Origin of the sequence: Brevundimonas sp. NIBR11, from assembly GCF_027912535.1 — a bacterium.
Taxonomy (GTDB): Bacteria; Pseudomonadota; Alphaproteobacteria; order Caulobacterales; family Caulobacteraceae; genus Brevundimonas.
In genome coordinates, this window is record NZ_CP115465.1 from 1,116,631 (window position 1) to 1,137,046 (window position 20,416).

Consider the following 20,416-nt stretch of genomic DNA (forward strand, 5'->3'; position numbering starts at 1 on the left):
GGCCTGAGCATGAATCTGATCCTGTTCGGGCCCCCCGCGGCCGGTAAGGGGACCCAGGCCAAGCGGCTGGTCGAGCAGCGCGGCATGGTCCAGCTGTCGACCGGCGACATGCTGCGCGAGGCCATCGCCTCGGGCTCCGAGCTGGGTCAGCAGTGCCAGGCCATCATGTCGGCCGGCGGGCTGATCGCCGACGACATCGTCATCGCCCTGATCGAGGCCCGTCTCAAAGAGGCCGAGGACGCCGGCGGCGCCATCTTTGACGGCTTCCCGCGCACCCTGGGTCAGGCTGAGGCGCTGGACGCCATGCTGGCCAAGCTCGGCAAGAAGATCGACCACGTCGTCCGCCTGAAGGTCGACGACACCCAGCTTCTGGAGCGTGTCGCCAAACGCTACGCCGACCAGGGGCGTCCGGACGACAATCCGGAAAGCTTCAAGGTCCGGCTGGACGCCTATAACCGGAACACCGCGCCGCTCCTGCCGTACTATGGCGACAAGGGTCTGCTGACGGAGGTGGATGGCATGGGCTCGATCGAGACCGTGGCCGCCGCCATCGACACCGCTCTGGACGCCGGCTGAACCAAACCTGAGCCTTCGCCGTTGCCGTGCGTTCAGGCGGCCATGGTAGAAGCGGGCGTGGATCATCCTCTGACATCGCGGCGCGCGCGCCGGCTGGGTCGCGTCGGCGTCATCGTCGGGGTCGCGGCCGTGCATGCGGCGGTGTTCGCAGCCATCGGTCTGCAACGCGCCGAGGTCATCGATGTCCCGATGCTCCAACCGATCCAGGCCGAGCTGTTCCGTCCCTTCACGCCACCTCCGCCGCCTCCGCCGCCTGAACGTCCGGCCGTGGTCGAGCCCGGAGGGGGCGCCCCCGCCGCGCCGTCCCGGGTGCACGTCACCCCGACGCCGCCGGAGCGTCCGCCCGAGCTCCCCGTCGCCCCGCCGAAGCCCGCGCCCGTTCAGAGCGTCGTCATCGGCGCCTCGCCCACCGCCACCCTCAACAGCGGGCTCGGCCAGGGCGGGGAAGGGACAGGAACCGGCTCGGGCGTCGGAGAGGGCGACGGTCCAGGCTCGGGCTCGGGCCCGCTGATCCTCCGCGGCGCCTCCAGCAATGAGATTCTCGCCTTCGTGCCGCCCGAGGCGCGCCGCCAGCGTCGGGCCGGGCGGGCGGCGATCAACTGCGTCATCCGCGCCGACACCCGTCTGGACCAGTGCCAGGTGGTGAACGAGAGCCCGTCCGGCTTCGGGTTCGGCGAGGCCGGCGTTCGCGTCGCCGAGACCCATTTCCGCTTCCGCCCGCCGACCACGGCTTCAGGGCGAGCCGTCGAGGATTTCCGCGTCACGGTCACGGTCAATTTCGGGCGGCAGTAGCCTCGATTTGACAGCCGCCCGGCAATCACTCCCAACTGCGCCCCAACTTGCGGTGGGGCGTCCATGACTTTCAGGTTCGACGGAACGGCGACGGCGATCGCCCTGGCTCTGGCGATGAGCGTCGCGATCCCGGCGATCGCGACGGCGCAGACGACGCCCGCCACCTATGCCCAGTCCATTGATGGCCTGACGCGCCAGGACGGGCTCTTGACTCTTTTCACGGACGCCGCATCCGGCAAGGTCCTGCTGCAGCTTCCCGCTCCGGCCGCTGACGGCACGCTGGCTCGCGTCATCCACCACACGGCGCTCCGCACCGGTGTCGGGTCGGCGATGACAGGGCTGGACCGCGCCCAGATCGGGCCGACCAATATCCTCGCCTTCCGTCGCATCGGCAAACGCGTGCTCGCCGAGTTCGAGAACCCCCGCTATCGGGCGCCGAACGGTACTACGGATGAACAGGCTGCGGCCCGCGACGCCTTCGTCGGCTCGACGGTCTGGGCCGGCGACGTCGTGGCCGCTGCGCCGGACGGTTCCGTGCTGGTGGACATCTCCAGTTTCATCACCCGCGACGCCCACGGCATCGTCCAGGCCCTGGCACAGACGGGGCAGGGGACGCTGCGCCCCAACGCCGATCTGACCGTGGTGGACGCGTCCCAGGCCAAGGCCTTCCCCGACAACGTCGAATTCGAGGCCCGACTGACCTTCTCCGTCGATGGCCCCGGTCCGGTGCTACGCCAGATCGCGCCCGACGCCCGGCTGGCGACATTTACCGTCCATCACAGCTTTATCCGCTTGCCCGACGCCGGATACCAACCGCGCGCCTATGACCCGCGCACCGGCGCGCTGTCGACCGTCGTCACTGACTTTTCGGCGCCGCTGGACGCGCCCATCGTCAGCCGACTGGCCAACCGGTTCCGGCTGCTGAAGACTGATCCATCAGCCGCCCGTTCCACAGTGGTCGAGCCCATCGTCTTCTACGTTGACCGCGCGGCGCCCGAGCCGATCCGCTCGGCCCTAATCGAGGGCGCCCAGTGGTGGGCCCAGGCGTTTGACGCGGCCGGTTACATCGACGCATTCCGCGTCGAGGTCCTGCCCGAGGGCGTCGATCCGCTGGACGCCCGTTATAACGTCATCAACTGGGTCAACCGCGCGACCCGCAGCTGGTCGTATGGTCAAAGCGTCGTAGATCCCCGCACCGGCGAGATCGTCAAGGGTAGCGTCCTGCTCGGCTCTCTGCGTATGCGTCAGGACATGCTGATCTTCGAGGGTCTGGTCGGCGCCGATCAGACGGGGCAGGGCGGTCCCAACGATCCGCAGGTCATCGCACTGGCCCGCATTCGTCAGTTGTCGGCGCACGAGGTCGGCCATGCCATCGGCCTGCTTCACAACTTCGCCGCGTCGACCCAGGACCGCGCCTCGGTGATGGATTACCCGGTGCCGCAGATCGCCGTGAACGGAGACCGTCTGGATTTCTCGGACGCCTATGCCGTCGGCATGGGCGAGTGGGACCGGTTCGCCATCGATTGGCTCTATGCCGACGTCTCTCAGGCCGAGCTGAATCGGCGAGCGACCGAGGGCGCGGCCCGACTGCGCTTCACGTCCGATGGCGACGCCCGCGTCGGCGGCGACGCCCAGCCCTGGGGCAGTCTGTGGGACAACGGCTCGGACCCGGTCGCGGAGCTGACCCACCTGATGCAGGTCCGCCGCGTGGCGTTGGATCATTTCGGCCTGGGCAACCTGCCCGCCGGCTCCGCCGTCAACGACCTGCGTCGGCGCCTCGTGCCGATCTATCTCTACCATCGCTACCAGGTGGATGCGGTCGCCAAGCTCGTCGGCGGCATCGACTACGGCTACCCGGTCGTGGGCGACGGCCGCGAGGCGTCGACGCCGATTCCGGCCGCGACCCAACGCGCGGCCCTGGCCGTCCTGATGACGACCCTGGATCCCGCCGCGCTCGATCTGCCCGAGCCGCTTCTGGCCCTGCTCGACGCCCAGCAGTCGGGCGACAGCGACCCCCAGCACGACATTGAGGTCTTCGCCACCCGGCAGGGCCAGATCTTTGACCCCGGCAGCGCCGTCGAGGCCGCCGCGGACACGACCTTGACCGCCCTGTTCGCCCCCCGCCGGGTCGAACGTCTCGCCGACGCCGAACGTCGCGACCCCGGCGCCCTGGGTCTCGCCGAGACCATCGACAACGTCATCGCCACCGCCTTCAGACCCGCCGACGGCCGCCTCGCCGAACCCGCGCGCCGGGTTCAGGCTCGAACCGTCCTGACGCTGGCCGGGTTGACGCGGTCGTCCGCCGTTTCTGGAACCACGGCCGCCGTGGTCAGCGATCGGCTGGAGGCGCTGGCGAGGCGGCTGGCCACGTCGCGCGCCGACGATCGGGTCCAGCGCGCTCATGACCACTGGCTGGCCGCCCTGATCACCGACCGCGAGCGGATGGACCAGCTACTGGACGCCAACCGCATCGAAACCCCGACCCCGCCGGGCAGTCCGATCGGGGCGGAGAGCTGCTGGCACTGCGGAACCTGACCGCGCCGGTTGACGGAAACTGAATCACCTGTATAAGGCCCGCTTCCGCGAAAGACGCGCACGCTCCTGGTCTGTTGACCGGAGCGTTTTATGCGTCTGTCAACGCGCATCTGGAGAGCTTCGTGGCCCGTATCGCTGGCGTCAACATTCCGACCAACAAGCGCGTTGAAATCGCGCTTCAGTACATTCACGGCATCGGCCCTGCGTCGGCCAAGGAAATCACCGAGAAGGTCGGCATCGAGCCGGCTCGCCGCGTGAACCAGCTGACGGACGCCGAAGTCCTGCAGATCCGCGAGACGATCGACCGCGACCACACCGTCGAGGGCGACCTGCGCCGCGAGACGTCGATGAACATCAAGCGTCTTATGGACCTCGCCTGCTACCGCGGCCTGCGTCATCGCAAGGGCCTGCCGGTCCGCGGCCAGCGCACCCACACGAACGCCCGCACCCGCAAGGGTCCCGCCAAGCCGATCGCCGGCAAGAAGAAGTAAGAGAGCGAACTGATGGCCAAGGAACCGGGTCGCGTAAAGAAGCGCGAGCGCAAGAACATCACCTCGGGCGTCGCCCACGTGAATGCTTCGTTCAACAACACGATGGTGACCATCACCGACGCTCAAGGGAACGCGATTTCCTGGTCGTCGGCCGGTCACATGGGCTTCAAGGGTTCGCGCAAGTCGACCCCGTACGCCGCCCAGATGGCTGCCGAAGACGCCGGGAAGAAGGCCCAGGAACACGGCGTCAAGACGCTGGAAGTCAATGTCTCCGGTCCGGGTTCCGGCCGTGAGTCGGCCCTGCGCGCCCTGCAGTCGGTCGGCCTGACCATCACGACCATCCGCGACGTCACCCCGATGCCGCACAACGGTTGCCGTCCGCCCAAGCGTCGCCGCGTCTAAGCCACGCCTACGCCTCCCCATCTCACGCCGGTCCTGTACGCACCTGACGAGGTCGCGAGGGACCGGCGAACTCCATTCGAGGGACACCCATGATCGAACGAAACTGGCAAGAACTGATTCGTCCCGAGAAGCCGCAGATCGAACTCGGTTCTGACGCCCAGCGCAAAGCGCGGCTGGTCGCCGAGCCCCTCGAGCGTGGTTTCGGCGTGACGCTCGGCAACGCCCTGCGCCGCGTCCTCCTGTCGTCGCTGCAAGGCGCGGCCGTCACCGCCATCCAGATCGATGGCGTCGTGCACGAATTCTCGTCGCTGGAAGGCGTGCGGGAGGACGTCGTCGACATCGTGCTGAACATCAAGCAGCTGGCCCTGCGCATGCACGCCGAAGGCCCCAAGCGCATGACGCTGAAGGCCACCGGCCCCGGCCCGGTCACCGCCGGCCAGATCGACGTCCCGTCGGACATCGAGGTGCTGAACCCGAACCACGTCATCTGCACCCTGGATGACGGCGCTTCGATCCGCATGGAACTGACCGTTCAGAACGGCAAGGGCTATGTCGCCTCGGAGTTCAATCGTCCGGAAGACGCCCCGATCGGCCTAATCGCCGTCGACGCCCTGTATTCGCCGGTCAAGCGCGTCGCTTATCGCGTCGAGCCGACCCGCCAGGGTCAGTCGCTGGACTACGACAAGCTGGTTCTGGAAGTCGAAACCAACGGAGCCGTCTCGCCGGTTGACGCGGTGGCCTACGCCTCGCGCATCCTGCAAGACCAGCTTCAGATCTTCATCACGTTCGACGAACCGAAGAAGGCTGTCGAAGCCACGGATGGCAAGCCCGACCTGCCGTTCAACCCGGCTCTGCTGAAGAAGGTCGACGAGCTGGAACTGTCGGTCCGTTCGGCCAACTGCCTGAAGAACGACAACATCGTCTACATCGGCGATCTCATCCAGAAGACCGAAGGCGAGATGCTCCGCACCCCGAACTTCGGCCGCAAGTCGCTGAACGAGATCAAGGAAGTGCTGACCTCCATGGGTCTGTCGCTCGGCATGGACGTGCCGAACTGGCCCCCGGAAAACATCGAAGACCTGGCCAAAAAGTTCGACGACCAGATCTAGTTTCAACCCTCCGCCCGGACCTCATCAGTCATCGGAGCGGTTAGAATGATAGCGGCTCAGGGTCCCCGTGAGGGAAACCGGAGCCGGAGTAGGAGAGACCCCGATGCGCCACGGCGCCGCCTATCGCAAGCTCGGCCGCACGGCCAGCCACCGCACCGCCATGTTCGCCAACATGGCCGCGTCGCTGATCAAGCACGAGCAGATCACGACCACCCTGCCCAAGGCCAAGGAGCTTCGCCCCTTCGTCGAGAAGCTGGTGACCTTAGGCAAGAAGGGCGATCTGCACGCCCGTCGTCAGGCCATCAGCCACGTCCGTGACGTGACCCAGGTGGGCAAGCTGTTCGAAACGATCGGCCCGCGTTACGCCGAGCGCAACGGCGGCTATATCCGCATCATGAAGGCCGGCTATCGCCACGGCGACAACGCCCCGATGGCCGTGATCGAGTTCGTCGACCGCGACACCTCGGCCAAGGGCCAGGACTCGGGTCCGGTCTATGCGATCGAGGGTGACGACGAGGCGTAGGCTTCGGCGCACGACCATGTATCTGAAGGGCGACCCGGGCGACCGGGTCGCCCTTTTGCTTGAGCGGAGGCCCGGCATGACCGCCGACCTGGAGATCATCGGATCAAAGCGGATCGCGGTCTGCGCCCCTCAGGGCGCGCTTTTGGTCGCCGAGCGGGACGTCAATGACTTCATGTCGGAAGCGATGTCGCTGGAGGCCGACTGGCTGTTGCTGCCGGTCAGTCGCCTCGGGCCGGATTTCCTGCGTCTGCGCACACGTCTGGCCGGCGAGATGGCCCAGAAATGCTCGACCTATCGTATCGGTCTGGCCGTTGTCGGGGACATCTCGGAAGCGGTGGCCGCCAGCGACGCCCTGAGGGACTTCGTTCGCGAGAGCAATCGCGGTACGCAGGTCTGGTTCGCGGACGACGAAGCCGCATTCCGGAAACGTCTCGAGGATCAGGTCCCCGCATGACCGTCGACATCGCGATCATCCCTTACCGGCCGGATCATGCCGCCGCCTGGGTGTCGTTGAACGAATACTGGATCCTCGCGGGCGGCTATGTGCTGGAGGCCAAGGACCGTCTGGTGCTCGACGATCCGGAGGGATCGATCCTGTCGAAGGGTGGCGTCATCTTCATCGCCGAGCGGGACGGGGAGGCGGTCGGCTGCTGTTCCCTGATGGCCATGCCCGACGGCTTCGAAGTCGGCAAGATGGCGGTGGCCGCCGATGCGCAAAGCCTCGGCCTCGGGCGCAAGCTGCTCGACGCCTGCGAGGCCCACGCCCGATCCGCCGGGGCGTCGCGTCTGTATCTGGAGACCAACAGTTCCCAGACCCACGCCATCGCCCTGTACCACCGGTTCGGCTTCGTGGATCTGCCGCCGCAGCCGACGCCCTACGCCCGCTGCAACGTCTGGATGGAGAAGCGCCTATGACCGACCTGATCCTCTACAGCCACCCCTTCTCGTCCTACTGCCAGAAGGCCATCGTCGCCTTCTACGAAAAGGACCTGCCGTTCACCCAGCGGATGCTGGAGGATGAAGGGGCGATGGCGGAGTTGAAATCGCTCTGGCCCTTCGGCCAGTTCCCAATTCTGAGAGACGGCGACCGCCGCTTCGCCGAGGCCTCGATCATCATCGAACGGCTAGACCGGATCTCGCCCGCGACACCCATGATTCCCACCGATCCCGACCTGGCGCTTGAGACACGGTTCATGGATAGGGTATTCGACAATCACCTTCAGGCCAACCAGCAGCGCATCATCTACAACGCCCTGCGGCCCGAGGGTCAGCGCGATCCCTTGATCGATCAGGAGGCGAAGGCGAAGCTGGAGACCGCCTACTCCTGGCTGAACGAGGTAATGGCCGACCGCAGCTGGGCGGCGGGCGAGGTTTTCACCCTGGCCGACTGCGGCGCCGCGCCGGGCCTGCTCTACGCACACTGGACTCACGCGATCCCGAAGGAGCACGTCCATCTGTGGGCCTATCGCCGCCGCCTGCTGGCCCGGCCGTCCTATGCCCGCGCACTCGACGAGGCGCGGCCGTACCGGAACTACTTCCCGCTCGGCGCGCCCGACGAGGACTGAGGTCTACTCCTTCGACAGGTCCTGCTGCGTGAACCAGGCGATTGCCGCGACCAGAGGGATCGCGCACCACAGGAGCAGGCCCAGGACGGCCGGCCAGACACCGTCTCCGCCGCCCGCTGTCAGGCTGGGCGTATGCAGGATTGCCCCCTTCAGCACGTCGTAGGAGATGTTGGGCAGCAGCAGGTGCGGCTGCCACGACTGGGGCGTCCAGCCCACGAAGGCGATGAAGTTGCCGGCGAAGGCCTGAGCGATCGAGACCACGATGGGCACGAAGAGGGTGGCGATCAGCGAGCGGGTCATCACCGCCGCCAGCAGGCCCAGCAAGCCCACCCGGACGATGCGGATGTAGCTCAACAGGACCAGTTCGAAGAACTTCGCCGCCGTCTCGCTATCCATGGAAAAGGTCAATGGCCGAGCGAAGATGATCGCCTTGCCCAGTTCGCCGATCATGCCGCAGACCAGCATGACGGCGAGGACCACCAGGGTAAGCAGCTTGGCCACCCCGACCTTGCCGAGAACGAGGTTCAGTCGGCTGTTCCGCGCCGTGATCAGCCGCCAGGTCTCCCAGCGATAGTCGCCCGCGTAGAGGGTCGCCATGCCGATCAGGACGAACAGCAGGGTGATGGGATTGGCCATGTCGGTGGCGACCGAGACCAGCGATTGGCCGAGGTCGAGCGGCCCCCCGGCGATCAGATTGGGCGGCAGATTCGCACCCTGGATCTCCACCATCTTGGACTTCATGAACATCTGGCCGAATAGACCGATGACCAGGGCGACGACGGGGAAGAAGACGATGCTCCACAGCGCCGTCGTACGGTTTCGGGCGAAGCGATAGGCCTCGGAGCGAAGGGCGTCAGCCAGCATGGCCCACCTCCTGAATGAACTTCTCCGGGTGTTGCACCGAACCGGTCTCGCTCATGAAGACGCTCTCCAGATCGGCGCCGATCCAGCGGGCCTCGTCGATATCGACGCCGCCCTGGACCAGGGCGCGCAGCAGGGCGGGCGCCTCGGCGCGGGGCAAGGTGGCCATCACGGCGTCGGCCTCGACCACTCCAGATGCGCCGGGCAGGGCGGAAACGATTTCCAGTGTCTTCGACAGCGGCGTTGCCGACAGCCGCAGCCGTTCGCCGGACGCGGTCAGGTCCGAGACCAGACCCTCGCGCACCAGCCTGCCCCGGTTCAGGATGGCCACGCGGTCGCAGACGCGCTGGACCTCCAGCAACTGGTGGCTGGCCAGGATGACGGTTATCCCGTCCTTCTCGGACAGAGACCGGATCAGGGCGCGCATTTCCTGGATGCCGGGCGGGTCCATGCCGCTGGTCGGCTCATCGAGGATGACGAGTTCGGGCTCGGTGATCAGGGCAGCGGCTACGCCCAACCGTTGCAGCATGCCGACGGAGAAGCCGCGCACCTTGCGGTCGCCGGCCTCGGTCAGGCCGACGCGCTCCAGCCAGCCGGCGACCCGCGCCGCATCGGGCCTCAGGCCGTGAGCGGCTGACAGCCAGACCAGCACCTGACGCGCGGTCATGAAGGGCGGGAACCTCGGCGTCTCGATCATCGAGCCCATGCGGCGCGAGGCGGCCACGTCGCCGATCCGCCCGCCCATGACCACGGCCTCACCGTCGCTGGAGCGGATCAGGCCCAGCAGGATGCGGAACAGGGTCGACTTGCCCGCCCCGTTCGGCCCCAGCACGCCGTAGACCCCGCCGCGCGGGATCGACAGGCTCAACCCGTCCAGGGCGCGCACCGACCCATAGGTCTTGGTCAGATTGCGGGTCTCGATGACAGCGTTCATGGCCCTGACCTTCGCCCGCTCGCGTTAAACCGACAAGCGGGGTGCGCATTAAGCTTCCGACAGGTTCGCCGCGACGTCGCCGACGTAAAATAGCGTCATTCGACGGTTACGACAGACGCCATCCTCGTATAGAGGACCCGGTCCAGCGCGCCCGGTAGCGCGACGACAAGCGACACATGACTTCAGGAGTGGCGAAGATGAGCAAGGTTCTGGTGATCGGCGCAGGCGGCGTGGGATCGGTGGCCGTCCACAAGATGGCGATGAACCCCGACATCTTCTCGCACATCACCCTGGCCTCGCGCACGAAGTCCAAGTGCGACGCCATCGCCGCCTCGGTGAAGGAGCGCACCGGCGTGGTGATCGACACAGCCGCCATCGACGCCGACGACGTCGCCGCCACGACCGCCCTGATCAATCAGGTCCAGCCGGTCCTGGTCGTTAACCTGGCCCTGCCGTACCAGGACCTGAACATCATGGACGCCTGCCTGGCCGCAGGCGTGAACTACCTCGACACCGCCAACTACGAGCCGCGCGACGAAGCCAAGTTCGAATACAAGTGGCAGTGGGCCTATCAGGATCGCTTCAAGGAAGCTGGTTTGATGGCGCTGCTGGGTTCGGGCTTCGACCCCGGCGTGACCTCGGTCTTCACCACCTGGACGAAGAAGCACCAGTTGGACACCATCCAGACGCTGGACATCCTGGACTGCAACGGCGGCGACACCGGCCTGCCGTTCGCGACCAACTTCAACCCCGAGATCAACCTGCGCGAAGTGACCGCCCCGTCGCGTCACTTCGAAAACGGCCAGTGGATCGAGGGTCCAGCCCTGACCAACAAGCAGACCTTCGACTTCGAGGGCGTCGGGCCGAAGAACATGTACCTCATGTACCATGAGGAGTTGGAGTCGCTGGCGAAGTTCTATCCCGAGATCAAGCGTATCCGCTTCTGGATGACGTTCGGCGACTCATACCTCAAGCACCTCGACGTGCTGGGCAACGTCGGCATGCTGTCGATCGAACCGATGCAATTCCAGGGCCGCGAGATCATCCCCATCGAGTTCCTGAAGGCCCTGCTGCCGGAACCGTCCTCGCTGGGCCCGCTGACCAAGGGCAAGACCAACATCGGCACCATCGCCACCGGCCTGAAGGACGGGGTCCAGAAGACGGTCTACGTCAAGAACATCTGCGACCACGAAGAGGCCTATGCCGAGACCGGCAACCAAGCCGTCAGCTACACCACCGGCGTTCCGGCCATGATCGGTGCGGCCCTGATGGTCACCGGCGCCTGGAAGGGCGAAGGCGTGTTCAACATGGAGCAGCTTGATCCCGATCCCTTCATGGACATGCTGAACAAGCACGGCCTGCCCTGGACGGTCGAGGAGCTGGACGCTCCGCTGGCCTTCTGACCTAGAGACATGTCGCACACTCCCACGGCCGCTATGGAAACCAAGGCCGGCGGCCCCGGCGCCTTCGCCCGCTTCGATCTGAACCGCGTCCCGTCGCCCGCCTTCGTGGTCGATGAGATGGCGATCCGTCGCAACCTCGGCGTCCTCAAGGACGTCGGAGAGCGTGGCGGCGCTCGGGTGCTGCTGGCGCTCAAGGCCTTCTCCATGTGGTCCCTGGCCGATGTGGTCGAGGAATACCTGGACGGCGTCTGCGCCTCGGGCCTGTGGGAGGCGCGACTGGCGCGGGAGTTCTACAAGGGTCACCTGACCACCTACTCCCCAGCCTACAAGCCCGAGGACCTGCCCGAGATCCTGCGGATTTCGGACAGCGTCATCTTCAACACCCCGAGCCAGGTTGCCCGCTTCGCCGACCTGATCGCGGCGGCTCGGGCCGAGGGCGAGGTGTTCGACATCGGCCTGCGCCTCAACCCGGAGCATTCCGAGGCCGAGGTCGCCAAATACGACCCCTGCCAGTTCGGGTCGCGTCTGGGCTTCCCGATCTCACAGCTGAAGCCGGAGCACCTCGAGGGCGTCGATGGCCTGCACCTGCACGCCCTGTGCGAACAGGGGTTCGAGCCGCTGGAGCGGGTCTGGGGCGCGATTGAGCCGAAGCTGACCCCACTGTTGCCGCATGTGAAATGGCTGAACCTCGGCGGCGGCCACCATGTGACCCGCGCCGACTACGATCGTGACGGTCTGGCCGCCTTCCTGAAGACGCTGCACGAGCGCCATGGGGTGGAGGTCTATATCGAACCCGGCGAGGCGATCGCGCTCGACGCCGGCATCCTGGTCGGGCAGGTGCTGGACACCTTCCAGAACAGTTTGCCCATCGCCATCACCGACATCTCGGCTACCTGCCATATGCCCGACGTCATCGAGGCGCCCTACCGCCCGGCCATGCTGGGCGAGGGGACGGAGGGGACGCGCTATCGTCTCGGCGGCCCGTCCTGCCTGGCCGGCGACATTCTCGGCGACTACGTCTTCGAGACGCCGCCGACGGCCGGGACGCGCATCGCCTTCCTGGATCAAGCCCACTATTCGATGGTGAAGACCAACACCTTCAACGGTGTTCCCCTGCCGGCGATCGCCCTGTGGAACTCCGAGACGGACGCCCTGACGATCGTCCGCGAGTTCGGCTACGAGGCCTTCCGCGACCGCCTGTCCTGACGGTCGCGGGCTCAAGGCCCGTCAGTTGATCCCGAGGGTGGGGCTTAGCAGGTCCAGATCGGCGGCCGGGATCAGCACCAGATCGGGGTGGGCGGCCCGCATGGCGTCGATGAAGATCCGGCTGTCGCCGACCACGACGACATAGGCCTGATCCGAGGTCAGGCGGGCGGCGGCGGCCTGCATCGAAGCCGGCGTCGTCGCCCGGATGCGGTCGCCATAGCGTTCGGATTCGTCCAGCGGCAGGCCCAGCGTCACGGCGTCGGCCAGGAAGCCGCTGAGGCCGCCGGTCGTCTCGATGTTCCGGGAGAAGCCGCCGGTCAGATAGGTCTCGCGGTCTGTCAGGCCCTGTTCGCTCAGGGTCTCGGTTCTAACGCGGTCCATCTGGGCCAGGACTAGATCGACGACCTCCAGGGCGCTCTCGTTCTTGGTCTGGGTCGTCGCGGTCAGGAGGCCGCTGTCGGCCCGGGCCGGCAGGGAGGAGTTGGCGCCGTAGCTCAGGCCGCGCTTGGCCCGGACTTCTTGGAACAGATGGCCGTTCTGACCGCCGCCCAGCACCGCGTTGGCCACGGCCAGAGGATAGAAGTCGGGGTCCGATCGCGCCGGACCGCGAACGCCGGCGGCGATGGCGGCCTGCCCCGCGCCCGGCAGGTCGACGACGATCAGGCGCGGGGCCGGGGCCTCGCCGGCTCGCTCGCCGACCGTGGGCAGGGCTTCGGAGGGCCTGGTCCAATCGCCCAGGGTCCGTTCGGCGAAGGCGAAGCCTTCCTCGGCGCTCATGCCGCCGGTGATGATCAGGGCGGCGTTGTCTGGCCGCCACCAGCGATCGTGCTGGGCCTGGACCTCGGCGCGGGTGATCGACTGCACCGAGGCGGGCACGCCCGAGGCCGGGGCGCCATAGGGGGCCGCGCCGAAGGCCGCGCGGTTCAGCACCAGGCTGGCCAAGGGGCCAGGTTGGCGAAGGCCCACGGTCAGGGCGTTGACCGACCGGGTCCGGGCCCGCTCCAGCTCGGCGTCGGCGAAGGTCGGGCGCTCGACCACATCCGACAGAATGTCGCCGATGGCGCCGGCGGAGGCGATGGGGGCCGAGAAGCCGATGGAGCTGGAATCCGCATCGGCCCCTCCGCCGCCGACGGCGCCGGCCGCCTCCAGAGCCTGGGCGATCTGCAGGGCGGTGCGGTCGCCCGCGCCCTGGCTGGCGAGGCCGGCGGTGAAGTTCGACAGACCGGGCCGATCCGCCGGATCGGAAGACGCCCCGCCCGCGATGACCAGTTGGGCGTTCATGATCGGCAGATCGGTGGAGCGCGCCACGATGACCCGCAAGCCGTTCGACAGGGTCCGTTCGGCGATCACCGGCTGGGCCTTCTCCCGCGGCTCGGACGGCGCCGGCGGCGCTTCGCGCTGGCCCTCGGGACGCAGTTCGTTGGCCGGGAGGATCGCCGGAGGCACGGTAAGGAAGGTCGGCATCGGCGCCGGGTTTTTCCACGAATCCTCGGCCACGTCGGCGGGCCGCTGGCCTTCATCGAGATAGCGGATCGAGACGCGGGCGCTCTCGTCCAGATATTTGCGGGCCACGCGTTGAACGTCGGCGGCCGTGACGGCGCGGATGGCGGCGACCCGCGCATCCGGCGCATGCGGATCGTGCTCGGCGACCAGGGCCCGGCCCAGCATGAAGGCGCGGCCGGACGAGGTTTCGCGCTGACGCAGGTCGGCGGCCAGCAGCTCGGTGCGAGCCTCGGCCAGTTCCGCGGCGGTGATCGGTTCGTCGCGGATGCGGACGATCTCCGCGTTCAGGGCGGCCTCGGCCTCCTCGACCGTCTTGCCGGATGCGACGGTCACCTGGGCGTTGATCGTGCCGCCTTCTTCCTCGACGTCAGGGCCGAGGTAGGCGGAAGCGGCGACCTGTTGTCGGTAGATCAGGGACTGGTAGAGGCGAGAGCTCTGACCGCGCGACATGACCGCCTCCAGAACCTCCAGCGCCGCATTGTCGTCGCTGGTGGCGTTCGGGCCCGGGAAGATCGCCGCGATGGCGGGCAGGGGGACGTTTGGGGCGTAGGCGGTCACCTGACGGGGGCTGGTGCGCGGCGGCGAGACCGGCCGCTCGAAGACCGGCACCGGGCGCTCGGGGTTCTGGATGCCCGCGAAATACTGATCGACCCAGCGATCCAGCTGGGCCGGTTCGAAGTTCCCTGAGACGATCATGGTCGCCGTGGCGGGCCGGTAGTAGGCTTCGTGGAAGGCGCGGGCGTCCTCGATCCGAGCCGAGTCCAGCTGTTCCAGCGAGCCGATCACGCTGCGGCGATAGATGTGCTCGTCATAAGCGTTGTCGCCGATGACGAAGACGCCGAGGCGGCCGTAGGGCGGGGCGTAGACACGCTGGCGCAGCTCTTCCTGGACGATGGCGCGTTCGGCGTCGAACACGGCCTGATCGACCACCGGGCGGGCCATCCGCTCGGCGTGGGTCCACAGCATGGTCTCCAGATACTGGGGCGGCACGGTCTCGTAGTAGTTGGTGAAGTCCTGGCCGGTAGAGGCGTTGCGTGACCCGCCGGCGTTCTCGACGATGGTCGAGATCTGGCCGTAGGGCAGGTTGACGGTCTTCCTAGACAGAATGTGTTCGAACAGGTGGGCGAAGCCGGAGCGGCCTTCGGGGTCGTCCTTGCCGCCGACGTCGTACCAGAGCTGCACCGTCACCGTGCCTGCCGTCGGGTCGGGCATGGCGTAGACGTCCAGGCCGTTGGCCAGTTCGCGATGGGTGAACTCCAGCGGCGGCGGAGCGATTTCGGCGGATGTCTGGGCCGAAACCGCCATCGGCGCGGCCGCCAGAAGCGCGGCGAAGGAAGACCCGAGGAGCAGTGCGCGGAACATGACGGCCTCAAACGTGACGACTTGGATGCCGGACCCTAGGCCGGGCCCTGCCGCGCCTCAAAGTTACGACGGGTTAATGTGGACAGCGCCGCGTACGCGAGACATTGCGGCGTTCGTCGGCTAGACCTCGCGTCCGATGTCGATCCTGCACCCCAAGGCCCGCAAGGCCGCCATCGCCTTCATCTTCGTGACGGCCGTCCTCGACATCCTGTCGATGGGCGTGATCATGCCGGTCCTGCCGTCGCTGATCGAGGAGTTCGCGGGGTCCGACGCCTCGGCCGGGATCTGGAACGGAGCCTTCGTGGCCATGTGGGCGGCGATGCAGTTCCTGGCCTCGCCGGTCACCGGGTCGCTGTCGGATCGCTACGGCCGTCGCCCCGTGATCCTGATTTCCTGCGCCGGTCTGGCGCTGGACTGGATGCTGATGGCCCTGGCCCCGAACCTGTGGTGGCTGGCGGTGGGACGCATCCTGGGCGGCCTGACCTCTTCCAGCTTCACGGCGATCTACGCCTATATGGCCGACATCACCGCGCCTGAGAACCGGGCCCGGGCCTATGGGCTGATCGGCGCCGCCTTCTCGGGCGGGTTCGTGCTGGGTCCGGTCATCGGAGGGTTTCTGGGCGAGATCGGGCCGCGGGCGCCCTTCTGGTTCGCCGCCGCCCTGTCCGGCGTGGCCTTCCTCTACGGGTTGTTCATCCTGCCCGAGAGCTTGCCGGCGGAGAAGCGGATGCCGTTCAGCTGGAAGCGCGCCAATCCTCTCGGCGCAATGGAGCTTCTGCGTCGCCACGCGGAGCTCACGGGCCTCGCGGTGGTGAACTTCCTGCTCTATTTCTCGCACCACGTCTTCTCGGCGATCTTCGTGCTGTATGCGATGCACCGCTACGGCTGGGGTCCGCGCGAGGTCGGGCTGTTGCTGGCTGGAGTGGGCGTCGTCGACATGGCGATGCAGGGCGCGGTGGTGGGGCCGGTCATTAAGGCGCTGGGCGATCGCAGGACGATGCTGGTGGGCTTCCTCGGCGGCACGATCGGCATGGCCATGATGGGCTGGGCGCCGAACGGCCTGTGGTTCACCCTCGCCATGCTGCCCAACGCCCTGTGGGGTCTCGCCATGCCCACGATGCAGGCCCTGATGACGCGACGGGTCGGGGACGACGAGCAGGGTCAGCTTCAGGGCGCGAACAACTCGGTCGCCTCCATCGCCGGCATCGCTTCACCTCTGTTCTTCGGCTGGGTCTATGCAATCTCCGTGGGGCCGGAGCCCTGGGTTCCTCATCCGGGCATGGCCTTCTTCATGGCCGCAGCGGTTCTTGCCGCCGCCGGCCTGCTGGGGTGGCGCGTCGGGGTGAAGGCGGAACGCGCCGAGGCCGCAGCCTCCACGCCTTGATCCGGCCCGAAAGCGGGACAGATATAGGGGCCTCGACATGGCTCATTTCCGGACGACGATGAAGACCTCGATGATCGCCCTCACGGCGGCCCTGACGCTGGCCGCCTGCGGCAACGCCAACTCGACCAAGGCCCAGGACGGCGTCTTCGCCGAGCCCACCGACCGCCGGATTCCGACCGACGCCTCGACGATGAAGCAGAGCTTCGCCCCCGTGGTGCGGGAGGCGGCGCCGGCCGTGGTCAACATCTCCGCCCGATCGATCCAGCGGGTCCAGGCCGACCCCTTCTTCCAGATGTTCGGCGGCGGCATGCCCCAGCAGCGGGTGGCCGAGAGCGCCGGCTCGGGCGTCATCGTCCGCTCCGACGGCATCGTCGTGACCAACAATCACGTCATCGAAGGCGCCCAGCAGATCCGGGTGGTCCTGAACGATCGCCGCGAGTTTCCGGCGGAGGTGATCCTCGCCGACGCCCGGTCCGACATCGCCGTGCTCAAGCTGCAGGGGGTCACCGAACAGCTTCCGGTCCTCGCCATCGATGACCGCGAGGAGCAGGAGGTCGGCGACCTGGTCCTGGCCATCGGCAATCCGTTCGGCGTGGGCCAGACGGTGACCAACGGCATCATCTCGGCCCTGAACCGGACGGAGACGGGGATCTCGGACAGCGGTTCCTTCATCCAGACCGATGCGGCCATCAATCCGGGCAACTCCGGTGGGCCGCTGGTGGACATGGACGGCGACGTCATCGGCATCAATACGGCGATCTTCTCGCGGTCGGGTTCGTCGTCGGGCGTCGGCTTCGCGGTGCCGGCCTCGATGGTGCGGCGGGTCGTCGATTCGGCGCTGGGCGGGGAGACGGCGGTCGTCCGCCCCTGGCTCGGCGTGAAAGGCGACACCGTGTCGTCGGAGATCGCCCGTTCGCTGGGTCTCACCCGGCCCCAGGGGCTGATCGTTACCGACCTCTACGACGGCGGTCCCGGCGACCGGGCCGGCCTGCGTCAGGGCGACGTCATCACCGCCATCGACGGGGCCGAGGTCCATGACCAGGCGGGCCTGAACTTCCGCATCGGGACGAAGAGCCCGAACGAGGCCGTGGCGGTGACCGTCCTGCGCGACGGCCGGATCCAGACGATCAACGCCCGGGTCCAGTCCCTGCCGGGCGACGCCAAGGGCGATGGCGAGGTGATCCAGCAGGGTCCCTTCGCCGGGGCCGAAATCGCCGTGCTCAACCCGGCCCTGGCCGACCGTCTGGGCGGCGATCCGTTCGCCAGCGGCGCCATCGTCACCGGCGTCGGGGGTCGGACCGCAGCGAGGGCCAACGGCTTCCGTCCCGGCGACGTCGTGACCCAGATCGACGGCCGTCCAGTGCGGGACATCACCGCCGTCCGTCGCGGGGTCCGCGGCTCGGAGGTGACGATCCAGCGTCAGGGCCGGGTGATGACCGGACGGGTAGGCTATACCGGCTAGGCGTCCGCCTTGATCGGCGATCCGATCGACCAGCAGTGGCCGAACGGGTCCTGGATCACGCCGTAGCGATCGCCCCAGAATTGGTCGGCCAGGGGATGGATCGGGACCGCGCCGGCCACGAGGGCGCGGTTCCACCATTCGTCGGCGTCGTCGACATAGAGGTGCAGGGTCACGGACTTCGGCTCGACATCGACCTCGCCGCCCATCTCGGGGAACTCGTCGGACAGCATCACGGAGCCGCCGTTGATATGGAGGTGGGAGTGCATCAGCCGCTCGCCGTCCTCGGCCAGCATGCGGCGGACCTCGATCGCTCCGAAGGCGCGGGCGTAGAACTCCACCGCCGCCTGACCGCCGCGGGAGGCGATGCTGAGGTAGGGGGTGATGCCGGTGAGGGGCCGGGGCGCGTCGACGCGGTCCATGCGAACTCCTTGGTTTCAGGCCATTGTAACGCGTGAAATAGGCCAGGCGAACGGCTACATGTCGTCGCCCATGTCCGACCTGTTCGAAGCCTCCGGCATCCATCCCCCTGACGCGCCGCTCGCCGACCGCCTGCGTCCCGCGACGCTGGACGAAGTGGTGGGGCAGGATCACCTGCTGGGCGAGGGCGGGCCGATCCGGCGGATGATCGAGGCCGGACGTCTGGGCTCCATGATCCTGTGGGGGCCGCCCGGCACCGGCAAGACGACCATCGCACGGCTGCTGGCCAAGGCCGCCGGCTACCAGTACCAGCAGATTTCGGCCGTCTTCTCGGGCGTCGCCGACCTGAAGAAGGCGTTCGAGCAGGCGCGGATGCGGCGGGCGGCCGGGCAGTCGACCCTGTTGTTCGTCGACGAGATCCACCGCTTCAACCGCGCCCAGCAGGACGGTTTCCTGCCGTTCGTGGAGGAGGGGGTGGTCACCCTGGTGGGGGCGACGACCGAGAACCCGTCGTTCGAGCTGAACGGGGCCTTGTTGTCGCGCAGCCAGGTCTTCGTGCTGAAGCGGCTGGACGATGCCGCCCTGGATCAACTGCTGACGCGGGCCGAGGCGATGGAGGGGATGTCGCTGCCCCTGACCCCCGAGGCGCGCCACGCCCTGACGGCGCTGGCGGACGGCGACGGTCGCTATCTGCTGACCATGGCCGAGACCCTGTTCGCCCTGCCGCCTGAGCCCGTTCTGGACGTCCAGGCGCTGGCGGGGACGCTGCAAAGGCGAGCGCCGGCCTACGACAAGTCGAGAGAAGAGCACTACAACCTCATATCCGCGCTGCATAAATCGGTGCGAGGGTCGGACCCGGATGCGGCCCTGTACTGGCTGGCGCGTATGCTGAACGGGGGCGAGGACCCGCTCTATCTGGCGCGCCGGATCGTGCGGATGGCGGTCGAGGACATCGGCGAGGCGGACCCGCTGTCGATCCTCGTGGCCAATGCGGCCAAGGACACCTATGACTTCCTGGGCAGTCCCGAAGGCGAACTGGCCCTGGCCCAGGCGGTGGTCCATCTGGCCACCGCGCCAAAGTCGGTCGGGGTCTACGAGGCCTATAAGGCGGCCAAGAAGGCGGCGGCCGAAACAGGCTCCCTGATGCCGCCTGCCCATATCCGAAACGCGCCGACCAAGCTGATGAAGTCGCTCGGGTACGGGAAGGGCTATCAGTACGACCCCTCGACCGAGACCGGCTTCTCGGGGGCGAACTACTTCCCCGACGAGATGGAGCGGCGGGTCTTCTATGCGCCCAAGGGGGAGGGGCACGAGGAGAAGATCAAGGCGCGTCTGGAGCACTGGGCGGCGATGCGGGCGGAGATCCAGGCGAAGGGCTAGGGGGAGGGTGGACACGCGTCATCGTTCCTCCGCTGCGAACGGGTTGGGGAAGTCGACGGAGCCTGGGCGTTCGCCCGGAACCGATGTGGCCCCCTGCTTTCGCGTTACGGGGACCGATGAATGTTTTTCGGCTCGCGCCGAAGGCTCCGTCCCCGACCGGGTCCGCGAGCGTCGCCCAGCGGGTGTACGGACACCCCGGGAGGGGTCTGCATCATCGTCGCAACGATGACCGACCACAGGTCCCGAGTCCTTTGGACCCTCAGGCGATAGGCCCGCGACGGGCGGCGGGCTCAGGCCCGCCGGGCTCCGAGGTTTCACGCCCCTCGGACAACCCCGTTACGATCGGCCCCGCCGCACGTCCGGGTCCTGGGCCCAGGACGCCTTCCCCAACGACGGGATGCGAGCAGTGTAACGGAGGAATCCGCGGCGCCTGCGATAAAGGGCTTAATCAGAGCCGGGCGTTGAATTCGTTGGACGAATTCCGGTGCCCGTTGATGGGTATGGCGCTGAC

19 protein-coding genes are annotated in these 20,416 nt (G+C 67.5%); 15 read left to right on the forward strand and 4 right to left on the reverse strand.

Features of this window, described 5'->3' with window-relative positions; genetic code table 11:
* The first annotated feature begins 9 nt into the window (after window positions 1-9).
* From O5O43_RS05390 to O5O43_RS05435, 10 genes are all read left to right on the forward strand, one after another.
* Window positions 10-576 (forward strand): adenylate kinase, encoded by a 567-nt coding sequence (locus tag O5O43_RS05390; RefSeq protein WP_271085886.1) that lies wholly within the window; start codon window positions 10-12, stop codon window positions 574-576.
* 57 nt (window positions 577-633) lie between these two features.
* Complete coding sequence (locus tag O5O43_RS05395) at window positions 634-1,368, forward strand: TonB family protein (RefSeq protein WP_271085887.1); 735 nt, start codon at window positions 634-636, stop codon at window positions 1,366-1,368.
* Between the two features lie 63 nt (window positions 1,369-1,431).
* Entirely contained in the window at window positions 1,432-3,903 is a 2,472-nt protein-coding gene (locus O5O43_RS05400) for a zinc-dependent metalloprotease (protein ID WP_271085888.1), read from the forward strand.
* 122 nt (window positions 3,904-4,025) lie between these two features.
* On the forward strand, window positions 4,026-4,394 hold the full coding sequence (rpsM, locus tag O5O43_RS05405; RefSeq protein WP_271085889.1) for a 30S ribosomal protein S13: 369 nt from the start codon (window positions 4,026-4,028) through the stop codon (window positions 4,392-4,394).
* Window positions 4,395-4,406: 12 nt separating this feature from the next.
* On the forward strand, window positions 4,407-4,796 hold the full coding sequence (rpsK, locus tag O5O43_RS05410) for a 30S ribosomal protein S11 (RefSeq protein WP_008264180.1): 390 nt from the start codon (window positions 4,407-4,409) through the stop codon (window positions 4,794-4,796).
* Window positions 4,797-4,885: 89 nt separating this feature from the next.
* Window positions 4,886-5,905 carry a DNA-directed RNA polymerase subunit alpha gene (locus tag O5O43_RS05415; RefSeq protein WP_271085891.1) on the forward strand — a complete coding sequence of 340 codons (1,020 nt, stop codon included), beginning with the start codon at window positions 4,886-4,888 and terminating at the stop codon, window positions 5,903-5,905.
* A gap of 103 nt (window positions 5,906-6,008) precedes the next feature.
* Window positions 6,009-6,428: a 50S ribosomal protein L17 gene (gene rplQ / locus O5O43_RS05420; protein ID WP_271085892.1), complete on the forward strand. Its 420-nt coding sequence runs from the start codon at window positions 6,009-6,011 to the stop codon at window positions 6,426-6,428.
* Window positions 6,429-6,504: 76 nt separating this feature from the next.
* Complete coding sequence (locus O5O43_RS05425) at window positions 6,505-6,882, forward strand: DUF4180 domain-containing protein (protein ID WP_271085893.1); 378 nt, start codon at window positions 6,505-6,507, stop codon at window positions 6,880-6,882.
* Window positions 6,879-7,343 (forward strand): GNAT family N-acetyltransferase, encoded by a 465-nt coding sequence (locus O5O43_RS05430; protein WP_271085894.1) that lies wholly within the window; start codon window positions 6,879-6,881, stop codon window positions 7,341-7,343. Before O5O43_RS05425 ends, O5O43_RS05430 begins: the two co-directional genes overlap by 4 nt.
* Entirely contained in the window at window positions 7,340-7,993 is a 654-nt protein-coding gene (locus O5O43_RS05435) for a glutathione S-transferase family protein (protein WP_271085895.1), read from the forward strand. The genes O5O43_RS05430 and O5O43_RS05435 overlap by 4 nt, the downstream gene beginning before the upstream one ends.
* Before the next feature lie 3 nt (window positions 7,994-7,996).
* Here the strand turns inward: O5O43_RS05435 and O5O43_RS05440 are convergent, their stop codons facing one another.
* The gene (locus O5O43_RS05440; RefSeq protein ID WP_271085896.1) at window positions 7,997-8,857 is read right to left on the reverse strand and encodes a hypothetical protein; all 861 of its coding nucleotides are present in this window, start codon (window positions 8,855-8,857) and stop codon (window positions 7,997-7,999) included.
* Window positions 8,847-9,788, reverse strand: coding sequence for an ABC transporter ATP-binding protein (locus O5O43_RS05445; protein ID WP_271085897.1), 942 nt, complete (start codon window positions 9,786-9,788; stop codon window positions 8,847-8,849). The genes O5O43_RS05440 and O5O43_RS05445 overlap by 11 nt, the downstream gene beginning before the upstream one ends.
* A 197-nt stretch (window positions 9,789-9,985) precedes the next feature.
* Between O5O43_RS05445 and O5O43_RS05450 the strand changes: the two genes are divergently transcribed.
* Window positions 9,986-11,191 carry a saccharopine dehydrogenase family protein gene (locus O5O43_RS05450; RefSeq protein ID WP_271085898.1) on the forward strand — a complete coding sequence of 402 codons (1,206 nt, stop codon included), beginning with the start codon at window positions 9,986-9,988 and terminating at the stop codon, window positions 11,189-11,191.
* A gap of 9 nt (window positions 11,192-11,200) precedes the next feature.
* The gene (locus tag O5O43_RS05455; RefSeq protein ID WP_271085899.1) at window positions 11,201-12,397 is read left to right on the forward strand and encodes a carboxynorspermidine decarboxylase; all 1,197 of its coding nucleotides are present in this window, start codon (window positions 11,201-11,203) and stop codon (window positions 12,395-12,397) included.
* Window positions 12,398-12,418: 21 nt separating this feature from the next.
* Here O5O43_RS05455 and O5O43_RS05460 read toward each other — a convergent pair whose 3' ends face one another.
* Window positions 12,419-15,262 carry a pitrilysin family protein gene (locus O5O43_RS05460; RefSeq protein WP_271085900.1) on the reverse strand — a complete coding sequence of 948 codons (2,844 nt, stop codon included), beginning with the start codon at window positions 15,260-15,262 and terminating at the stop codon, window positions 12,419-12,421.
* Between the two features lie 136 nt (window positions 15,263-15,398).
* Between O5O43_RS05460 and O5O43_RS05465 the strand changes: the two genes are divergently transcribed.
* Both O5O43_RS05465 and O5O43_RS05470 read left to right on the forward strand, forming a co-directional pair.
* Complete coding sequence (locus O5O43_RS05465) at window positions 15,399-16,646, forward strand: TCR/Tet family MFS transporter (RefSeq protein ID WP_271085901.1); 1,248 nt, start codon at window positions 15,399-15,401, stop codon at window positions 16,644-16,646.
* A gap of 37 nt (window positions 16,647-16,683) precedes the next feature.
* Complete coding sequence (locus O5O43_RS05470) at window positions 16,684-18,108, forward strand: Do family serine endopeptidase (RefSeq protein WP_271085902.1); 1,425 nt, start codon at window positions 16,684-16,686, stop codon at window positions 18,106-18,108.
* Here O5O43_RS05470 and O5O43_RS05475 read toward each other — a convergent pair.
* Window positions 18,105-18,527, reverse strand: coding sequence for a VOC family protein (locus O5O43_RS05475; protein WP_271085903.1), 423 nt, complete (start codon window positions 18,525-18,527; stop codon window positions 18,105-18,107). The two genes, O5O43_RS05470 and O5O43_RS05475, sit on opposite strands and share 4 nt — an antisense overlap.
* 70 nt (window positions 18,528-18,597) lie before the next feature.
* On the opposite strand from O5O43_RS05475, the gene O5O43_RS05480 reads away from it, so the two are divergent.
* Window positions 18,598-19,905: a replication-associated recombination protein A gene (locus tag O5O43_RS05480; protein WP_271086387.1), complete on the forward strand. Its 1,308-nt coding sequence runs from the start codon at window positions 18,598-18,600 to the stop codon at window positions 19,903-19,905.
* Window positions 19,906-20,416: the final 511 nt, after the last annotated feature.